At 56.8% G+C, this 19,524-nt stretch carries 16 protein-coding genes; 7 read left to right on the top strand and 9 right to left on the bottom strand.

Translation table 11 applies throughout. The features are described from left to right. Window positions 1-2,141: 2,141 nt before the first annotated feature. Window positions 2,142-2,489 carry a hypothetical protein gene (locus AXG89_RS26020; protein ID WP_236873512.1) on the top strand — a complete coding sequence of 116 codons (348 nt, stop codon included), beginning with the start codon at window positions 2,142-2,144 and terminating at the stop codon, window positions 2,487-2,489. Between the two features lie 43 nt (window positions 2,490-2,532). On the opposite strand, the gene tnpC (AXG89_RS26015) is transcribed toward AXG89_RS26020, so the two are convergent. The 7 genes from tnpC (AXG89_RS26015) to AXG89_RS25975 all read right to left on the bottom strand — a co-directional run bounded on the left by tnpC (AXG89_RS26015) (window position 2,533) and on the right by AXG89_RS25975 (window position 11,112). Further along, complete coding sequence (tnpC, locus tag AXG89_RS26015) at window positions 2,533-4,113, bottom strand: IS66 family transposase (protein ID WP_062173840.1); 1,581 nt, start codon at window positions 4,111-4,113, stop codon at window positions 2,533-2,535. Between the two features lie 30 nt (window positions 4,114-4,143). Continuing rightward, window positions 4,144-4,497 carry an IS66 family insertion sequence element accessory protein TnpB gene (gene tnpB, locus AXG89_RS26010; RefSeq protein WP_062173838.1) on the bottom strand — a complete coding sequence of 118 codons (354 nt, stop codon included), beginning with the start codon at window positions 4,495-4,497 and terminating at the stop codon, window positions 4,144-4,146. After that, window positions 4,473-4,976, bottom strand: a complete 504-nt coding sequence (locus AXG89_RS26005; protein WP_062173836.1) for a transposase — start codon at window positions 4,974-4,976, stop codon at window positions 4,473-4,475. The genes tnpB (AXG89_RS26010) and AXG89_RS26005 overlap by 25 nt, the downstream gene beginning before the upstream one ends. 284 nt (window positions 4,977-5,260) lie before the next feature. Beyond that, window positions 5,261-6,859 (bottom strand): IS66 family transposase, encoded by a 1,599-nt coding sequence (tnpC, locus tag AXG89_RS25995; protein WP_062173834.1) that lies wholly within the window; start codon window positions 6,857-6,859, stop codon window positions 5,261-5,263. A 121-nt stretch (window positions 6,860-6,980) separates the two neighbouring features. After that, window positions 6,981-7,331 carry an IS66 family insertion sequence element accessory protein TnpB gene (gene tnpB, locus AXG89_RS25990; protein WP_062173832.1) on the bottom strand — a complete coding sequence of 117 codons (351 nt, stop codon included), beginning with the start codon at window positions 7,329-7,331 and terminating at the stop codon, window positions 6,981-6,983. Continuing rightward, window positions 7,307-7,735, bottom strand: coding sequence for an IS66 family insertion sequence element accessory protein TnpA (tnpA, locus tag AXG89_RS25985; protein ID WP_062173830.1), 429 nt, complete (start codon window positions 7,733-7,735; stop codon window positions 7,307-7,309). Before tnpA ends, tnpB (AXG89_RS25990) begins: the two co-directional genes overlap by 25 nt. 2,489 nt (window positions 7,736-10,224) lie before the next feature. Then, complete coding sequence (locus tag AXG89_RS25975) at window positions 10,225-11,112, bottom strand: LysR family transcriptional regulator (RefSeq protein ID WP_062173826.1); 888 nt, start codon at window positions 11,110-11,112, stop codon at window positions 10,225-10,227. Window positions 11,113-11,258: 146 nt separating this feature from the next. Between AXG89_RS25975 and sdhC the strand changes: the two genes are divergently transcribed. The 6 genes from sdhC to AXG89_RS25940 all read left to right on the top strand — a co-directional run bounded on the left by sdhC (window position 11,259) and on the right by AXG89_RS25940 (window position 17,368). Then, window positions 11,259-11,669, top strand: a complete 411-nt coding sequence (gene sdhC / locus AXG89_RS25970; protein WP_060818444.1) for a succinate dehydrogenase, cytochrome b556 subunit — start codon at window positions 11,259-11,261, stop codon at window positions 11,667-11,669. 2 nt (window positions 11,670-11,671) lie between these two features. Beyond that, complete coding sequence (gene sdhD, locus AXG89_RS25965; RefSeq protein WP_062002455.1) at window positions 11,672-12,046, top strand: succinate dehydrogenase, hydrophobic membrane anchor protein; 375 nt, start codon at window positions 11,672-11,674, stop codon at window positions 12,044-12,046. Window positions 12,047-12,049: 3 nt separating this feature from the next. Beyond that, window positions 12,050-13,828 carry a succinate dehydrogenase flavoprotein subunit gene (gene sdhA, locus AXG89_RS25960; RefSeq protein WP_062173823.1) on the top strand — a complete coding sequence of 593 codons (1,779 nt, stop codon included), beginning with the start codon at window positions 12,050-12,052 and terminating at the stop codon, window positions 13,826-13,828. A gap of 15 nt (window positions 13,829-13,843) precedes the next feature. Beyond that, window positions 13,844-14,548: a succinate dehydrogenase iron-sulfur subunit gene (locus AXG89_RS25955; RefSeq protein ID WP_031362534.1), complete on the top strand. Its 705-nt coding sequence runs from the start codon at window positions 13,844-13,846 to the stop codon at window positions 14,546-14,548. Window positions 14,549-14,561: 13 nt separating this feature from the next. Further along, window positions 14,562-14,834 carry an FAD assembly factor SdhE gene (locus AXG89_RS25950; protein ID WP_056362818.1) on the top strand — a complete coding sequence of 91 codons (273 nt, stop codon included), beginning with the start codon at window positions 14,562-14,564 and terminating at the stop codon, window positions 14,832-14,834. Window positions 14,835-16,147: 1,313 nt separating this feature from the next. Continuing rightward, on the top strand, window positions 16,148-17,368 hold the full coding sequence (locus AXG89_RS25940; RefSeq protein ID WP_069638445.1) for an ATP-binding protein: 1,221 nt from the start codon (window positions 16,148-16,150) through the stop codon (window positions 17,366-17,368). A 116-nt stretch (window positions 17,369-17,484) separates the two neighbouring features. Here the strand turns inward: AXG89_RS25940 and AXG89_RS25935 are convergent, their stop codons facing one another. Together AXG89_RS25935 and AXG89_RS25930 are read right to left on the bottom strand one after the other, a co-directional pair. Then, entirely contained in the window at window positions 17,485-17,682 is a 198-nt protein-coding gene (locus AXG89_RS25935; RefSeq protein ID WP_062173821.1) for a hypothetical protein, read from the bottom strand. Window positions 17,683-18,085: 403 nt separating this feature from the next. Further along, window positions 18,086-19,138 carry an NAD(P)H-dependent amine dehydrogenase family protein gene (locus tag AXG89_RS25930; RefSeq protein WP_062173819.1) on the bottom strand — a complete coding sequence of 351 codons (1,053 nt, stop codon included), beginning with the start codon at window positions 19,136-19,138 and terminating at the stop codon, window positions 18,086-18,088. Window positions 19,139-19,524: the final 386 nt, after the last annotated feature.

Raw genomic sequence — 19,524 nt, 5'->3', positions numbered from 1 at the left:
GGCAGAACCTATGCCGGACGTGCGAGCAAGCGTTCGCCTACAGAGTCCCGCGGACTTGCTCATTTGGCGACAGGCGTATTCTGGGGCGCGCTATCGAGGTACCGCTTGGTTATCGAGCATGGCCGGCACCGATCGTCCGAGCCGCCGGGTTTCACTGCGTATAGTTAAATTACCATCTTGTGCACGGGCGACTCACGCCGGGTTCAACGCACTTGTGCCGCTCCGTTTTTCGTCTCGATCTATGCTGCGCTTGGCGATAGCCTTGCTGAGTATGCCTTGCCTTTGTCATAAAAGTCGGCTAGCTTATACTGTATATATGTACAGTATTTAGGAGGCGCTATGGAAAATTGGGTGCGCGTTCAGAACGATCGGGATCGGAGGGTTTTTGGCTTGGCTACGTGGGCAAGTTGGGGATGCAGAGATCGCGCTAGCGGCACAGGCCTGTGCCCAGGGCGATTCGAAACCGTATTTATCTATGGTCTGTCGGCAGATCGGTCTGCGAGTCCCGAGGCTTCCAACCGCAGATACCAGTTCCGCGATAGGGGAGCGCTACTTGGCTGCCATGTACGAGATTTTGCGTAACCGGGTCTGCAATGCACATGTTGAGACGTGAAAGTTGACCGTTTCGGTGCGTTTCGAGCAAATTTTAGAGCGTGGTTTTAGTCACATCTCTATGTGAAGTCGTTATCAACAATAATCATAGGCCGCGCGTCACTGCGGACCGCTTCGGTGTCTGTGCGTGTCGAATATCCGTGAATGCTGGAAGACGACGCAAAGAGTTTTTTGATAAAGCATTTCGACGTTTCCGCAACAGTGCGCTCTTTTTCTAAAGTAAGTATCCGAGTATTTGGTATGTTTAGATCACGGCGCTAAAAGGAGATTAACACCCGTGTGCCGAGACAGGTTCGGACAGGAGAATTGAAATGCTGCGATGGATTGCAAGTTGGGCTGCCCGTTACGCGCCCACAGTGGAACAGCAAGCGCAGAAAGCAATGCCTGAATTGCGCATGGCGTTGTACCAGGCAGAGCAGCGCATTCTTGATGCGCAGGTGCAGGCCGAGTACTATCGGTCTCGGCTTGCATTCTGCGAATCGGTACTGAAGAATGGGATTGAGCAGGTAAGCGACCTACGGCGAGACCCGCATCCAGGGGCGCCGACACTTAAGTTGGGGCCTACTCTCACCACCGCAAAGTCGGCTTAGAACTTTTGTCACCAAATGGATGGGGCTGTGTGTATTTGCTATCAAGCGCCGTTATCCTAAACAATGAAAGTGCGTCGTAATGCGAATGCGAGCACGGAGAGCCGACGAACAAACGCCCGTCGGATAAACCACAGCAGTCAAGCGGTTTGCCGCAGCAACGCACGGCGATAGCTTGATCGAAGCAGGAGGTCCGGCACGGGCGTCAAGACTTCCGACATAAACTGTAGTTCGACACAGGACGCAATGCCATGGCGCGGGGCGGCACGGTGAAACGCACGGCGCGCGCACTCGAGTTGCGAGCGATCGCCGTCAGCTACTGCACGGATCGCCTGCCGTTCATCTTCACTTAGAATTTGCATGTTAGGTCCATTCGCTTGGTGATTCAAAATGCATTGTACGTGGCGTTTAGCGATCATATAAGTGAGGACGTGGACGAACGAGCAAGTGGAATTCCAAGCTTCTGTCACGAATGGTCACGAATGCAGTATCGATTCATTGATATGGTCAGCTGGATGTGTTTGAACTCGGCTAGACTTCTTTCAAAAGACCGTGCTGATGTGGCTGTTCTCAGCCGTCCGGACCGCAATTCTCGCTGCCCCATGACACCGACTTGCGTGAGCCGGATACGCGAAGAAACATTTCGCGGATATCGGCAGCCGGCCTTATTTGGTTTTGCACCATTGGTGTTTCCAGGGACCCATCCATCGTCGAGGCGTGTCATTGACCGGCGTTATGGAGCCATTCCGGGATCGGCGTATTGGCGCCACCTGATGATCGGCGCATAGGCGCCAGCGCAGGATCGGCGTTATGGCGCCAGTCCGTGACCGGCGTAAAGGAGCCAGTCAATGATCGGCGTATAGGCGCCACTGGCGCGAGGTGTTGAACGCGATTCGAACTTTCCAGATGGGTACTCTCCCGTTCTTTCTGAACGGAGTGTCCATGACCAACCGGAGGTTCGAATTGTTTGAGTACCGTCAAGTCCTTGTCCGCATGCGGCAAGGCGATTCTGATCGCGACATCGGGCGTAGCGGCCTGATGGGTCGCAAGAAGTTGACCGCTGTTCGTCGTATGGCCGACGAGCGCGGCTGGCTGAATCCCGGGCAGCCGTTGCCTGACGACACCGTGATTGCCGGCGTGTTTGGCCGCACTCCACATTTGCCGAGCACATGCGTGTCCACGCTCGAGCCGTTTCGCGAGCAGATCCGTGACTGGCATGACGCCGGCGTTCAGGGAACAACGATTCACCACGCGCTGAAAGTATGCGATCCATCAACGACGCCTCTCTAAGGTTACACGCCGTTGGAGTGTGGACGGTGTAGGGAGCGCGCCATCAGGGAATGTCGGCCGGCATCTTCCAAGGAAGCAGCGCGTCGTATTCATCGACGGTATTTGCAAGTGGCAGCCGTTGAAACAGCCAGGTGAGGTAACGATAGGGATCAATGCGGTGGGCGCGACAGGTCTCCACGATTGAGTAGATGTTAGCGCTGGCGTTGGCGCCCGCAACGGTGTCTGCAAAGAGCCAGGAGCGGCGTCCTACACAGAATGGGCGAATCGAGTTTTCACAAGCATTATTCGAGATGGGCCAGCTGCCATTCTCGGTGTATCGAATTAGTTTCGGCCACTGTCCGCGCAGGTAAGTTAGCGCTTTGCCGAGGAGGCTATTTGGCACGACGCCGGGAGATTGCTCGGTCAACAGCTTATGAATCACATCGAGCACGCGCCTACAATACCGTTGTCGCAATCGCTGTCGTCGATCGACAGCCCATTGCGCGCTGCGTGTCTCGACGGCGAATAACTTTCCGATGAGCTTGATGAAACGCGTGGCCAGCAGATCGGGCGAGCGCGCTGCTTTAGGCACATTTTCCTCTGCCTTGATGAAGTATCGTCTCGCGTGAACCCAGCATCCAAGATGAACAAGCTGGTATCGCTCGGCGAGGCTGTTATAGGGTTCATAGCCGTCCGTCATCAGAACCGCACCTTTACGAATGCCCGTGAACAGTTTGTCAGCCAGGTGCGCACCGCGACCGGGCGTGTAGGTGAAGCAGCGGATCGGATTTCCTGAATCCGTCATCTGCGACCAGAGATAGCTCTTCGTCTGAGGCTTACGCCCCTTCTCCTTCAAGACCTGGAATGTCGTCTCGTCGCAGTAGACCAGCTCCGCATCGAGCAATGCATCGCGCATCAGGTTAATCACAGGCTGTATTGCCAGACCGACGCGAACCATGCTCGCGGCGATCGTGTTGGACGAGATGTCGCCGCCAAAGCGCCGCAGCAAACCAGCCTGACGATAAAGTGGCATTCCGAACTGGTACTTGCCCGTGGCGATCCACGCAAGCGCCGATTCGGTAAGCAGTCCGCGAGGGATGATGCGCGCGGGCGCCGGCGTGACCTTGATGCCGAGATCGCAGCATGGGCACGCATACTTGACGCGCTGATGCTGGATCACACGAAGCTGCTCTGGAATCACATCGAGCTGCTCGCTGATCTCGACCCCGATTTCCACGAGCGCGTGACCGTCGTTCGTGCAGAAGCGGTCGGCCTCGGGGAGATCATGTCGCACAACCTCGCGCGGCAGATTCGGATCGAGCGGTTTGCGATGACCACGCCGCTTGCGCTGATGCGTACCAGCTGTCGTCTCTGGAGTGTCTTCCAAGGCGGCCGTGCTGTTCGCACTGAGCGCTTCGGCTTCGTTGAACAGACCCAGTTGATCGGAACCCCGCGCTTCGCTCTTCGCGCCGAACAGTTCACGACGGTAAGCACGAAGCCGCTCCTCGGCAAGATCGCGTTCCGCTGTCACGAGCCGCAACGCGCCACGTAGCGTTTCCTGTTCTTCGCGCAGTGCGCGAGCGGCCTCGCGCTCAGCGAGCAGCTCTTTCAATTCGTCGGCGGTGATCGTGACCTCGATCGGCATACTGCTTGGACTAATATGCCAAGGGCGCGTTCAGCTAACGCGGAGATATTCTCGCTTTGTATGTCGCCGGATCGTCGTAATGTCATCGCCGTCGAGCAGCGCATGCAGGACGTCGCTTGTCATCGTCACGACCTCGGCCTTGTTGTCCGGCCAGATGAAGTGGCTCGTCTCCAATCGTTTGATCATTAGCCAGAAACCGCTGCCATCCCAGAAGAGAATCTTGATGCGGTCACGACGCCGATTCCCGAAGATGTAAAGAGAGGAGTCCATCGGGTTCAATTGCATGGACTGCTCAACGAGGATTGACAGGCTGTTCATACCGTAGCGGAAATCGACAGGATCCCGGTGCAAGTAAACCTTCAGCTTTTCGTCGAACCTGAACACGGCAACCTCCCCAGGATCTGCACTACGGTCGTCAGTTCGTCGATGGTCGCGATCGAGCTGCCCAGCTCAAGTTCGACGCCGTTCGATAGACGCACATGCAGCGCCAGAGACATCGTCATCGGGGGTGGCGCAGCCGATGGTGGCGTCGCCGCATGGGCGACCGCAACAAATGGCGCAGCGTGATCGTTGTACGACATCGTTAGCGCGGCAGGCACCGCAATGTCGATCATCACTTCGTCCGATACCTCGGAGACTTTAGCAACCGATTCTGTGGCGGCTTGCCGCTGCCGATACTGCGTAACCCAGGTGCGCAACAGATTCGGGTTGATATCATGTTCCATGGCTGTTCGGGCAATCGATACGCCTCGCTTCAGACACAGACGGATAAGTTCATCCCGCGCTTCGTCATCGTATTCGCGTCGGCCATCGCGCTTTTGGCCAATCACTAAACGGCTTCGCAAGTCATTTTCTTCTGTCATCGGTGCAAATCCTCTAAGTGTCCACGTGGACACCTAGCATCAGAGTGCAACGATTTCTACACAAGGACGCTACTGATGGATCGCATACCGCTGAAACGCAACCATGGCTACACCGCCAGCTTCTCGGCGATGCGCCGTATCCTGCTGGGCCTGAGGGCCGAACGCGGCGTGCCGGCCACAACGATCCTTGAGTTTGCGCCAGCGGGGGCCGCACAGGTTGACTTCGGCGCCGGGCCGGTACTACGTAAGCGGTCGGTGAAGGACACACCTCGGACTGGAATAGATTATGCCGAGGCATCCCTTTCGGGTTTGCCGAGGTTCCAAGGCAACAAGGCCTCGTAGTCGTCGGCGGTCTTGGCATAGGGCAGCGCCGTAAATAGGTCGACCAGATATCGATAAGCGTCGACACGATTTGCGACACACGTTTGGACAAGCGAGTACAGGTTCGCGCTCGCTTTAGCCCCACCCACAGAGTCAGCGAATAACCATGCTCGGCGTCCGACTACAAATGGACGAATCGAATTCTCAGCTGGATTGTTATCAATGGGCCACGCTTCGTTTTCCACATAGCGAATCAGTTTTGGCCACTGACCGGCAAGATACCTCAGGGCTTCGCCTAATTTTCCGCTCGGCGCAGTCGTATCGAGATGGTGGTCAAGGAGTCTCTTGATTTCCGTGAGCACTGCACGACTGTAGCGCCGACGTAAGCGCGCTCGCCAGTTGGACTTCTTATGCGCGTGCGACTCCGCCGCATAGAGCTTGGCAATGAGATGGATGAATTGCGTGGACGGCTGATGTACACCACGCGCCTCTTTGGGTAACCCGTCTTCCGCTTTCACGAAGTAACGCCTCGCGTGAACCCAGCAACCTAAATGCACGGCGCCATGGGTTTGCGCGATCGCGTTGTATGGTTCGTACCCGTCGCTCATCAGCACGGCGCCGTGGCGCATGCCTGCCCATAGGTTTGACCCGTGTTGCGTGCCACGCCCGGGTGCATATCCGAAGAGCCGCACGGGTCGCCCGCTGCCGTTGATTTGGCACCACATATAGCTCTTGGTTTGCGCCGCTCGCCCAGGCTCCTTGAGCACTTGCACGGTGGTCTCGTCAGCGAACACAATCTCGCTGTCGAGTAAGGGAACCCGCAATAAATTGATGATGGGCTGCACCGCCTCGCCCAGGCGCACGACACTGGCCGCAAGCGTATTGCGCGAGATGTCACCGCCAAAGCGTTTGAGCAGCGCCGCAATGCGGTACAGCGGCAACCCATCCATGAATTTCGACACCACGAACCAGGCCAGCGCCGCTTCGGTGAACAAACCCTTCGAGATGATGCGCAAACGCGCCGGCGTAACCAAGATTCCCTGGTCACACTCTGCGCACGCGTACTTCACGCGCTCGTGACGAATCACCCGTACTTGCTGTGGAACGATGTCAAGCTGCTCGCTGACTTCGACGCCGATCTCGATCAACGTCGTGCCGTCGTTTGGGCAGGTACGTTCTGATTCGGGCAATTCGTAGCGAATCACTTCACGCGGCAGAGCAGGATCGAGCGGCTTTCGACCGGGCTTCTTACGTTTATGACCCGCGACCTCAGTTTCAGCTTCGTCAGACTGTGCCGGCGCCGTCGCTGCGGTGGGGGCAAGCGCTTCGGCTTCGTTCAGAAACAGGTCCCGCTGCTCAGCACTACGTGCTTCGCTCTTGGCGCCGAACAACTGGCGCTGGAACGCTTTGAGTTGTTCCTTGAGAAGGTCGCGTTCGACCTTGGTCACCCGTAGTTCGCCGCGCAACGCTCGGCTATCGGCAAGCGCCGCATCACGCTCAGCGATGAGCGCGGCGAGCTCTTCGGCGGTGATCGAGTGGGGTTTGTGAATGTCGCGGGCCATGGCGTAACAATAGCCAATCGCGAGCCTCCGTAGGTTTACGGGAATTTCTAAACATCTGACCGGCGTCTCGTGGATGGGACAGACAATGAACGAGATGCACCGGTCGTGCGCGTGAGCGCGGCTAGCTCGCGCGCATGTAGTGACGGGCCGAATGCTTCTTCATGGCCGCCAGGTCGACACCGTCGAGCAGCCAGTGCAACTGTTCCACCGTCAGCTCAAGAACTGCCGCCTCGCGGGGCCATGCAAAGCGGTCTGCCTCTAACCGTTTGATCAATAGCCAGAAGCCCGTTCGGTTCCACAGGATGAGCTTTACACGGTCGCGCCGCTTGTTGGTAAAGGCATAAACGGCGGGCGCGAACGGGTCGAGTTTCAATGCTTGCTCGACCAATGCAACCAACCCGTTAATCCCTTTACGACCGTCGATGGCGTCGCGGTGAAGGAAGACCTTCAAGTCTTCGTCGAATCGAAACATGGCAAGGTACTCAGCGTGGTTAGTAGTGACAGCAACTGATCGTCTCGGGCATCATCGAATTCAACCTTGATGCCGTTGGGAAATCGAACCTCCAAGCGAGGTGCAGTCTCCTTTGGCTGGGCCTGAGTTGGAATCACGGGTATGAAAGCCGCTGCCGCCGGGTTCAAGGGCTTAGCCACCGGCACGATCCCGGTGCTCGCCTGCCGTTTTTTATCAGCCGTAACCCACGTACGCAACAAGTTTGCGTTTAATCCGTGGTCCAGCGCGAGACGTGCGACGGACACGCCCGGCACCTTGCAGGCCTCGATCAGTTCTCGCTTGGCTTTCGGGTCGTACACGCATCGACCGTCCTGCTTGCGGCCTACAATAAGCCGCGCTTTCAACTCTGAGGTGATGTCAGTCATAGATGTCCACGTTGATTTACGTGGACATATGGTCGCCACTGTGAGGCGCTTCCGCTAGACGCTGACAACGGACCGCTTACGGTACTACCACATGAATTGGGCGCGCAGATCAAGACGTGGTTCTACGCATGACCTGAACGGATTACGCTCGAGAACGGCTTGCGCTTTCGCTGTGAGGCTTATTAAGCCTTCACGCATGTCGGTGAAGCCCGCGGCCAGCCACACACGCGTGCCAGTAGGTGGTCCCATCACCATTGAGCACCACGCATTGAAAAGTCGCGTTAGCCGTTCGCTGGAAACACGTTGTTCCAAGCTGTGATAATCGCAAGTCAGCCGTTGCGGGCTATGCGGCGACACCGGTCGTCATTGTGGGCTTGCCGGCATCACAGCGGGCTACCAGTGCAGAATCATCCTGCGTGCCGCGACCGTCGGCACAAGCGGCACGGCCGACTGCTTACCTGCCCAACGGGGTGGATCTTGAACTCGAGTGTTCAGCAGACGGCGCTGCAATAGTAAGTTCGGTGATCGTTGCGTTGGGAGTACATTGACGTTTCGCTTCGAAGCGGACCTCGCTGTCTTCTGCATCGCAAACCGGTCGACTTTTGTGCTTATGCCACGCTCGGGGCTATCCAAAGTCCGTGGGACACAACCACACATACTGCTGTGGACGTTGCAAGCTACTCAGCTTACATAAGTGCCCGAGCGCCTTCGCTTGTGCAGCATCGGTTGTAACTTGCCTGGCGCCTTGTGGCGACCAGGACTTAGCACGGAAGCAGCTACTGGGGACTAGACTGGCTCTGTTGCTGCGGCGCCTGAGTCTGCTGCTGGGCTTGCGCCTTGGCTTGCGCATCTTCTTTTGCTTTTTTGCTAGCCATGTGGTGGCCCACTATACAGCCACCGGCTGCGCCGAGCACCGCATGACCGCTGCCGACAAAGTGGCCCCCCACACCCCCGACGGCCGCGCCTTTAAGGCAACCCGCGGCATTGGCTTGGGCAACTCCTAAGCATGTCAGGAGTGAAAAAATCAAGACCTTCGTAACGCGCATAACACCTCCGGATGTTTGGAAAAATCACATGGGGCCGACTTTTACAAACGCAAGTGGTGTCGTCCGCGTGAAGCCATAAAAATTTCGGCGAAAGCGGCTCAGCTATTTGCGCCCTCGCACCTTTAGAACAAATCGATGGGCTGATAAATAGCTCACGAAATTTGGTTGCGAGGTCCAGGAGGAAACATCGGTGAGGCGACGTTTGACAGTAGCCATCGAATTTTCGCTTCGCCGGTCGTTGCATGACCGGCGTCAGCGTCAGCCATTTGCGAACGTCAGAACATTGCAAATTTGCGTTAAGCACACCATCGTGGCGATCGAGACCTTTACATGGCGTTGCGCAACCACCTGTCGCCAGCAATCGTGCGCCGATACCACCAAAACAGCGGCGCCATTGGCAATATCACCGGTGGATGCAAAGGCCAATTATTGTTGGCGCCGGCGAAATTTAAGATGGGACCTATACCGTATGTAAAATGGCAATTAAGGCGAAAAAATGGGTAACGAAGGTAGCCTTTTGAGTGGATCCGCGCGGAAGGTCGTTGCATGCTCCGCGGAGTTTATGTTGCATTTGGATACCGGAAATATGGCGCACGCGCGCCCCGTACTGCGGCCGGAAGCCGCAATGGAGTTTTGATAATGAGAAAATTCGGACGTCTTCTGGCAATTGTATCGGTCTTGGGTGCTTTTCTTACCTTGACAGGCTGTAATACGATCGCAGGCGTTGGGGATGATATATCCGGCTCGGCACGTGCAGTTCAGCACTCGCTATAGCCCTGAGTCTGCATGAGTAGCTACCGTACGGAAATCGATCTTAGAGAAAGAGAGGAACGGCTTCGAACTACAAAGAATTGTTGGCTCGGGCGTTAGAGCTCGATTACCAGATAGCCGCGGCCCTTGACGTGGCTGCGGCATCAGCACTTACCGAGATCGAAGCAAAAATTGCCGGGGCCGATTCAAGGTGGATGGTTTGTTTTCGACAAATAAAACACGGAAGGGACGCGTTGACAGTGGCCCTTCCTATCATGACCCAGATTCGGGTGCGTTCTGGAGTGGCCTGGGACGAGAACCCCATCGCATCACAGGCAAGGATCGGGCGTCCTTCGTCGTTACTGAAGACCAGTAGCCGATCTTTGATCTCAACTTTTGAATCGTCTTGGTTGGTCTGGCTCTCGGTCGTCTTACGAATCGCACGAGAGAGTCAAGCCGCCTAATTCGTTTTATCGCCGAGCGCGGCATAAGGGTCGCGATTAGCGCAAGGGATTGGCGCTCCCACTCGCACAGTCGCTTCCTTTCCAACAATAATAAAGCCGGCGAAAGCCAATGCTGTGGCCCGTTCATCTATGCACGTCTGGGACACATTGAACATGACCCGCCAATATCTGTCGACATCAAAAGCTCCGAAACACTCGCGTCGGGAGAAAGGAGTCAGACCAGGTTTCGTCAGCCGGATGACCCACGGGCGATCGCGACGAAGTTATTTGTTTTAACGTCGCTATCGTCTGAACGTGAAGCCAATGCGAGGCGAATCGATACGTTTGGCGGAAGCACATCGGCGTATGCAATACCATCAATTCGGATCTGACAAACAGACGAAGGTACTAATGAGACCCCGAATCCTGCCGCAACGAGGTTTACTACGGATGACAATTGTGGGGCCTGCTGCCCCTCGCGCGGAACAAACCCTGCGTTACGACACGCGTCCAAGATGACATCATGCAGTGTCGGACTAACTACCCGCGGGAGTAAAACAAATGGCTCTTGCGAAAGGTCCGAGAGCGCCACCCGCCGTTTTTTAGCTAGTGGATGTGTGCTCGGAATAACTACCCTCATAGCTTCGGTAGCAATATGATCTAACTGAACGCCGGTTGGTGACTCGCCTCCCAAACGGACGAAAGCAACATCGACGCTGCCGTCGTGCAGAAGGTCAAGAAGCTGGGCGGTGTTGCCCTCCGCGAGAGTTAGCTTGACGCCTGGGAATGACTGTCGATAGGTTTGAATTAACTTCGATACGACTGGGTTAAAGGCAGCCGAGCCTGTGAACCCAATGTTAAGTTGTCCCAGTTCTCCACGAGCTGCGCTCTGCGCTTTCTCAACAGCGTGCCGTGCGTCTTGTAGAAGCCTTTTCGCATCGGTCGCAAAAGCGTTGCCAGCGTCGGTCAAAACCACGCCATGCCCGGTGCGGCGAAATAGCCTCGTTCCAATCTCCTTCTCTAGAGCATGAATTTGTGTGCTAAGTGGCGGCTGACCGATGCCCAGCCGCTCGGCCGCACGCGTGACATTGCTCTCTTCAGCAACTGCCAAAAAATACCGAATGTGACGTAGTTCCATGCGATATCTTTTTAAGGTATTTCAGGAAGACATGATAGATATTGGACAGAATATCACCGTTGCGACACTATGGGTTGTTGCCACTCATTTGAGCACGCACTGCGATGAGGTTAATAGATCAGTCTCGTCCAAGTAAGGGGTCTAGCATGGCTGAAGCTGTAAAAAAACCAAGGCCTGAGTACCGGAACATCGGACTTGCTCAGCTCGCAACCTACCGCTTGCCGCTAGCGGGAAAGGTTTCGATTCTGCACCGCATCAGTGGTCTGCTTCTATTCGTAGCGCTACCGTTTCTGCTTTATCTGCTGGACCAAAGCCTGACATCGGAAATCAGTTTCGATGCATTCAAGGGCTTTCTCGCCAATCCTCTCGTCAAGCTCGTCGTGCTCGTGCTGTCGTGGTCCTTCCTGTTCCACTTCTGCGCCGGCATCCGTTTCCTCCTTCTCGATACGCACCGTGCAGTAAGCAAGGAAGGCGGCAAGCAGACGTCCATCGTGGTACTGACGGTGTCGACCCTGCTGACAATCGTCGTTGCGCTTAAACTCTTCGGAGCCTTCTGACAATGGCCGCGAATAACAACAACCGAATCGGTCCCAAGCGCCTTGTAGTGGGCGCGCATTACGGTCTGCGTGACTGGCTCGCGCAGCGCATTACCGCCGTTGTCATGGCTTTGTACACGCTGGTGCTGCTGTTCTGGTTTTTCGGTGCACGCGATTTTTCGTATGACGGCTGGGCGTCGATCTTCGCCATGCAATGGATGAAGCTTGCAACCTTCGTAGCCCTGCTCTCGCTCTTCTATCACGCGTGGGTCGGCATTCGGGACATCTGGATGGACTACGTGAAGCCGGTCGGCTTGCGTCTGCTCCTGCAAGTGGCGACGATCCTCTGGCTGGTCGGTTGTATCGGCTACGCGGCACAGATTCTCTGGAGAGTGTAAAGAATGGCTGCAATTAAAACGTCCCTGCCGCGTCGCCGTTTCGACGTCGTGATCGTGGGTGCAGGTGGTTCCGGCATGCGCGCTTCGCTGCAACTCGCTCGTGCGGGTTTGTCGGTCGCGGTGCTGTCCAAGGTATTCCCCACGCGTTCGCATACCGTGGCCGCGCAAGGCGGGATTGGCGCGTCGCTTGGCAACATGAGCGAAGACAACTGGCACTATCACTTCTACGACACCATCAAGGGCTCCGACTGGCTCGGCGACCAGGATGCGATCGAATTCATGTGCCGCGAAGCCCCCGGTGCTGTCTACGAACTTGAACACATGGGCATGCCGTTCGACCGCAACGCCGACGGCACGATCTACCAGCGTCCGTTCGGCGGCCACACGGCCAACTACGGCGAGAAGCCGGTTCAGCGCGCATGCGCCGCGGCCGACCGTACCGGCCATGCGTTGCTGCACACGCTGTATCAGCAGAACGTCGCGGCCAAGACGCACTTCTTCGTTGAATGGATGGCGCTGGACCTGATCCGCGACGCCGACGGCGACGTGCTCGGCGTGACCGCGCTGGAAATGGAAACGGGCGACGTCCACATCCTCGAAGGCAAGACCACGTTGTTCGCAACGGGCGGCGCGGGCCGGATCTTCGCGGCATCGACCAATGCGTTCATCAATACCGGCGACGGACTCGGCATGGCCGCGCGTTCGGGCATCGCCTTGCAGGACATGGAATTCTGGCAATTCCATCCGACCGGCGTGGCCGGCGCGGGCGTGCTGATCACCGAAGGCGTGCGCGGCGAAGGCGGCATCCTGCGCAACTCGGACGGCGAACGCTTCATGGAGCGCTATGCACCGACTTTGAAGGACCTGGCGCCGCGTGACTTCGTATCGCGTTCGATGGACCAGGAAATCAAGGAAGGCCGCGGCGTGGGTCCGAACAAGGATCACGTGTTGCTTGACCTTTCGCACATCGGCGCCGAGACCATCATGAAGCGTCTCCCGTCGATCCGCGAAATCGCGATGAAGTTCGCGAACGTCGATTGCATCAAGGAACCGATTCCGGTTGTACCGACCATCCATTACCAGATGGGCGGCATTCCGACGAACATTCACGGCCAGGTGGTCGGAACGCTCAAGGGCGGCTACGAAGAACCGGTCAACGGCTTCTACGCTGTCGGCGAATGCTCGTGTGTGTCGGTGCACGGCGCGAACCGTCTCGGCACGAATTCGCTGCTCGACCTCGTGGTGTTTGGCCGTGCGGCCGGCAACCACATCATCAAGCACGCGAAGGAAATGAAGGAGCACAAACCCCTTCCGGCCGATGCAGCCGACGCAGCGCTTGAACGCCTCGCCGTGCTGGAAAACTCGTCGTCGGGCGATTACACGCAGGCCATCGCGAACGATATCCGCGCGACCATGCAGGCACATGCTGGTGTGTTCCGCACGTCCGCGTTGCTGGAAGAAGGCGTGGGCAAGATCAAGGAACTGTCCGAGCGCGTGAAGCACGTGCATCTGAAGGACAAGTCGAAGGTCTTCAACACGGCGAAGGTCGAAGCGCTCGAACTCGCGAACCTGATCGAAGTGGCGCGCGCCACCATGATTTCAGCGGAAGCGCGCAAGGAAAGCCGCGGTGCGCATGCGCACAGCAACTTCGAAACGCGCGACGACGACAACTGGATGAAGCACACGCTGTGGTTCAGCGAAGGCGACAAGCTCGACTACAAGCCGGTGCACATGACGCCGCTGACGGTCGAATCGGTGCCGCCCAAAGCGCGGACCTTCTAAGGCAAAGGAATCGAAATGGCAAAGCGTACTTTTGAAATCTACCGCTACGATCCGGACAAGGATGCGGCGCCCCGCATGCAGACGTACGAGATCGAAATCGACTCGCACGAGCGCATGTTGCTGGACGCGCTGCTGAAGCTGAAATCTGTCGATGAAACCCTGTCGTTCCGCCGTTCGTGCCGCGAAGGCGTGTGCGGTTCGGACGCCATGAACATCAACGGCAAGAACGGCTTGGCCTGCCTGCAGAACATGAACGACCTGCCGCAGAAGATCGTGCTGCGCCCGCTGCCAGGTCTGCCGGTCGTGCGTGACCTGATTTGCGACTTCACGCAATTCTTCAACCAGTATCATTCGATCAAGCCGTACCTGATCAACGACACGCCGCCGCCGGAAAAGGAGCGTCTGCAGACGCCCGAAGAACGCGACGAGCTTGATGGCTTGTACGAGTGCATTCTGTGCGCCAGCTGCTCCACCTCGTGCCCGAGCTTTTGGTGGAACCCGGACAAGTTCGTGGGTCCGGCGGGCTTGCTGCAAGCCTATCGTTTCATTGCGGACAGCCGCGACGAAGCGACGGGTGAACGTCTGGACAACCTGGAAGATCCGTACCGTCTGTTCCGTTGCCACACGATCATGAATTGCGTGGATGTGTGCCCGAAGGGACTGAACCCCACGAAGGCAATCGGCAAGATCAAGGAATTGATGGTGCGCCGCGCTGTCTGATAGGGACTGTGTCATGAATGACTCCGGGCATCAGTCCGACCCTCTACGTCGTGCACGCCTTAGGTGGCGGGCGCGGCGCGGTCTGCTGGAAAACGATCTGATCTTCGAACGTTTTTTCAGCCGATATGAGCATGACCTCAGTGACACGGACGTCGGCGTGCTGACGCAACTGCTGGAACTGAGCGACAACGACCTGATGGACTTGCTGCTGGCACGCAAGGAACCGGATGGCGAACTGGCCTCGCCGGATATGACTCGCGTGCTGGAGATGCTGCGCTCAGCCTGAGCCAGTCACGCGGTTGTGCAATTGTCGTGCGAATTATCGAAAACCTGTTTCCATACTTCGATTGAGTATATCGCGCGACCGAACACTGATCAGTGACTGAGTGTCGGCAATCGATGACTTTCGTTGAAGTGACTTCCCAGACGCAATGCAAGGGTCACGCAGCCGAAAGCTAAGCGTGGGATGAGTCGATGGCGGTCCATCGTTTCCGTCCCATTTGCGGACATATTAATCCGGCCAAATAGGAAATTCGTTACCCGTTCCTCATCAGGATGGCGAAATAACCACCGAAGCATCGAACTCCGCGGGAAGTGTTCGGTGCCCGTCCTAGGCTGCTTGCTGACTTTTAACTCAGATTCCCGGACGTCTCTAAGTTTTATTTAACGTCGTGAGCAACGATGACACTATTGAACACAGTGGCATTTCAACGTTTCCCCTCGGATTGGGCGTGCATCTGACGATGAACAACTGAGGGGCATACAAGACACCTAATGTGCGCTTGGTTAGCTTAACATCCGCACTTGCGCTTACGCGCGTCAGTCCCCCGGGACCAAACATGCGGGTGTGATTCTTACCTCTAACTCAATGGCGACGGCGCTACCGCACGCATCGTGCTCGTGTCTTGCCGTTGCTGTGGCGATGTTCATTAAAGCGCGTTGGAGTAGCTACCCTTAATGGGCGTCAGTTGCAGTTCGAACTGCCGATGACCAAATTAAACTCGGAAACCTCTATACGACCGCAGATTTTCAAAGAAACAGGTCGCGGGCCTGCTCAAATATCCCGACTATCTCCTCGGCGACAAGCCGGATAGTAGCGTCGTTCCTATCACGGCGGCGGGTTACTTGATACACATCTCTGCTCGGTGGGCATGATCCCAGATCGCAGATTCTTAACGCCGGATCGCTGCGTCCAATGTAGTGGGGAATCAGTGCAAGGCCAATACCTGAACGCGCAGCGATCGATTGCAGAAATTGGTCCTTTGCGCGAAACGCCAAGCGAGCGAGCGGGAAGTGTTCAGATGACCATGCTGCTCCAGACAGGTAGTGGTTAAGGAAAAGTGCTGAACCGCACCGTACTTTATTAGCGCCACCGTGGACACCTGAATTTCCAATCTCTCCTTGAGCGCGTCACGTGGCCGAAAATTACTGATGGAACGGCTGGTGAGCCGAGTGCCAAATGTCGCGAACACGCGGACGCTGGTCAATCTAATCATGCGTTGCCTGCCCAATCTTATTTAATCAGACAAATTACTGCTTTACTAAAAATTATTTGAGATGGATAATTATTTCAGATAAATAATTTGGGATAAGCGGGTCATGGCATACCATCGCACCCAACTTGCCGACGAGATGGCGCAGCAGATTCTCCATCCGCGCGGCCTTGATACGCAGCTTCAGGCCGGCGTGTTCCTTTCCGGCCCGCGTCGTATCGGGAAGACCACCTTTGTGCGCCAAGACCTGATCCCCGCTCTACAGAAGAAGGGTGCGATTGTTGTGTACGCTGACCTGTGGAGCCAGGCGCTCGCAAATCCGGCGGACCTGGTGACGATGGCGGTCCAACAAACGGTGGGAGAACTCCAAACGCCTGCTTCCGATCTGTTTGAGCGCGTCTTGCGGCATCTCAAACGCGTTTCGTCGATCGACATGGGCGCTGCAGGCTTCAAATTCGGCTTCAAGTTGGATCAGATCGGGAAGATGTCCGGCCCGACCTTGGCGAAAGTGTTCACGGAAATCGTTGAGAGAACCCACGCGAATGTCGTGTTGATCATTGACGAGATCCAGCATGCGCTCGGTAGCGCGACTGGGAACGAACTGCTGCTTGCGTTGAAGGCCGCTCGCGACGCAGTGAACCTAAGCCCTAAAATGCCGGGGCGGTTGTACATCATTGGAACGGGCTCGCATCGCGCGCAGGTGCAAGAGATGGTCATCCGCGGGAATCAGGCGTTTCAAGGCGCCGTGTCGCAGCCATTCCCGCTGCTCGGCGAGGACTACGTAGCCCACGTACTGGCTCAGACGCACGAGCAACTGGGCGCGCGGTCACCGTCCCTCGCAGCTGCGCTCAACGCGTTTCAGCAACTCGGCAGCCGGCCCGAGGAGTTGCTCAAGGCTCTAGTGTCGCTTCGAGATAGCCCGTCGGACTTGGGACCGGATACGCAACTCCCCATCATTGTGCAGGCGCTGCGTCAGTCCGCCGCCGATCTTGAGATTACGCGGGTCGAAGGGCTAGGGGATCTCGCGATCGCGGTTTTCAACCGCATCTGCCAGAGCGATGCTCCGGCTGGTGGCCTTTACTCGGCTGAGGCGAACAAAGTCCTCGCCGCCGAGGTCGGCACTCTGGTGTCCCAGAGCGCGGTGCAGAACGCGCTTCTGTCGCTCACTGACGAGAATTTGGTTATGGCTGTAGGCAACGGGAAGTACGATGCAACCGATCCGTTCGTCAAGACGGCGTGGCGAGAATCGCGCGGCTTGGCGTCAGCGATGGGGATCGATATCGCGACGCCAGCGCGTAAGCGAGGCTCAAAACGCGGACAGCAGTAGCGTGGATCGACCACGGGAAGACAGCGCGCCAGCATGAAAACAAGAGTTACCGGGAGCTGTTGTCGCCGTCGGCGATGGTCGGCAACGCCAGCTGATTTGGGCCGAGCGATCAATACTCAGCCACCGAGCAGGTTGGTGCCGCGTCTGCCACCGCTTGTATAGATATCGAACAGTGCCGAGAAGAAGCGATCGAAGGCCGGGGCGCGCGGATCACGCCGTATTGTCTCGCGTAATGACAATGACTCGATTATTGCGAGGGCCGTGCCATATTGTTTTTCTGCCCAGACTTCGCCGACCACGCGAAGCTGGTCCATGCTTTGTGCGAGATCGGTCTGGGCGCAGTACCAGAGTTGCCCCCAAACATTCGGCCGGACGACGGCGAACCACTCCGCTAGTTCAACGGCGGACCGGGCTCGGCCTGAACGCGACGTTCACTTGACGGCGTGTTTGAACATTCGAGCATCGGTCGCACACCGATTACGTTCACTGGAACTGCCAAAATGTGACAGCAAATGGAACCGTGCGGGCTGTTAGAGTTTCCGTGAGCCAACGAATGTGCTATCTAGCCTGACACTCGTTCTCATTTCCGCGATGGGTTTTCTGGCGCACTCCGAGCTTTGTTCAACGGTTCATCGCATCCGGACTCCGCGAGAAAACTGCCCGTTATGCTTCTCGCCATAGTGCGCGAGAGTCAGCCGAGGAGCCGGATAGCCCCCGCTATGTGTGTGAATGCCGTAAGGGCCCAAGTTGCGAAATCAATCTCACTCCCGACGGAGCGGCTATAACGTCAGGGATGCGATTCACCATGCATGCGGCTGAAGCGTGCACTCCGTCCGCGCGGTCGACCCGGATTTTTGATGACGGTCTTCCGTCAACCGTCCACATCATGTGTTCGGCCTCACCCTCTGCCAGAATGCGCAATTCGATATGCGCGCTTGCCGTTGGACCTTCGGCGGTTTCGACTGACGCGACGATCCTTAGGCCAAGCGAGGTGCCGGGGTCTAGCAACCTATTCAGGATGCGGCACCACACTGGTTGATCGGATAGCACCGGCTCCCGCCGTTCAGTCACGTTCGTAATGGTGAAGCCAAGCGCGTGCATTACGTGGTGCGGAATGCCTTTGTACAATTCACCTAGTTGGCCAGGCACTTTGGCCACCTTTTGCGCAAACTCGGCTTGCGTCATGTCCACGCCATAGGCTCGCATCATCCGCTCATTCGCTAGCTCAGCGTTTGTGAGGCTGTGATGGTTGAGCGAGCGAAGTTCACTGCAAGGCCCTGCGATTAGGATGCCCGGCCAGATACGCGAGAAGTCCCAGATACCGGTGCCCGTGAACGTGACGCTGCCCTGCTTGGCCAATGCGTCGATCTCCTCGGCCAACTTCGGATCAGCGCCCTGTGGGAAGTAGGACTCGGAACCGTGGCAGATAACGTTGATGCCAGCCCCAAGAAGACGTTGGTAGGCCATCAAGTTAAGACTCAGCCTTTCAGTCTGAACAACAAGCGCGATGTCCGCTCCCAAGGCAGCATAGTCGGCAGTTTCACAATCCTGAACGATGACCCCTAGATCTTCATTCAGACCAGCGAGGCGCCCTAAATCTTGGCCAATTTTGGGACCTGCTCGGTTCACGGCCGCGACGATTGGCCAACCTTTTTCAGCCAGGATGCGCACTGCCTCCATGCCATAGAAGCCGACGCCATAGATCATGACCCGGGGCTTGCGTCGAGCTTGGTCTTGAGTGTCGCTCTTCCCACATTCGGTCAGGTTCATAAAGGGTCGCTTCGACAGGTGAAGTGGCTTGCTCCAGCGCATGGGACAGAACGCGGGTGAGATCTGGGCGAGCCGCGAGGCGCCGCTTCTGCGCTTCGTGACGCTCTATGACTTTTGCGCCCTTAGGCTTCGGCCTCGCAACGTTGTTTGCGCTCTTGCAACGACAATTTTCATGTCTACGAGCGGAACGCATAGTTGAAGTTCAAAGCCGGTAGCGAAGGCCTCCTTGGCCGCACGCAGTTCCATGCGATCAAAAAGTCGCCGGCGCGGAAAGCCGCATGGCTCACATTGGCTACTTTGATGCATTAAACACCACTAGGTGAATTTTTGCAGACAACCGTTCCTACGGAGCTCATTCTACCTTCTTAGTCTATCAGGACGGTTCT

The sequence above is a fragment of the Burkholderia sp. PAMC 26561 genome (assembly GCF_001557535.2).
Lineage (GTDB): Bacteria > Pseudomonadota > Gammaproteobacteria > Burkholderiales > Burkholderiaceae > Caballeronia.
The sequence above is the reverse complement of the archived record's forward strand: the minus strand, read 5'-3'. Positions and strand labels throughout refer to the sequence as shown.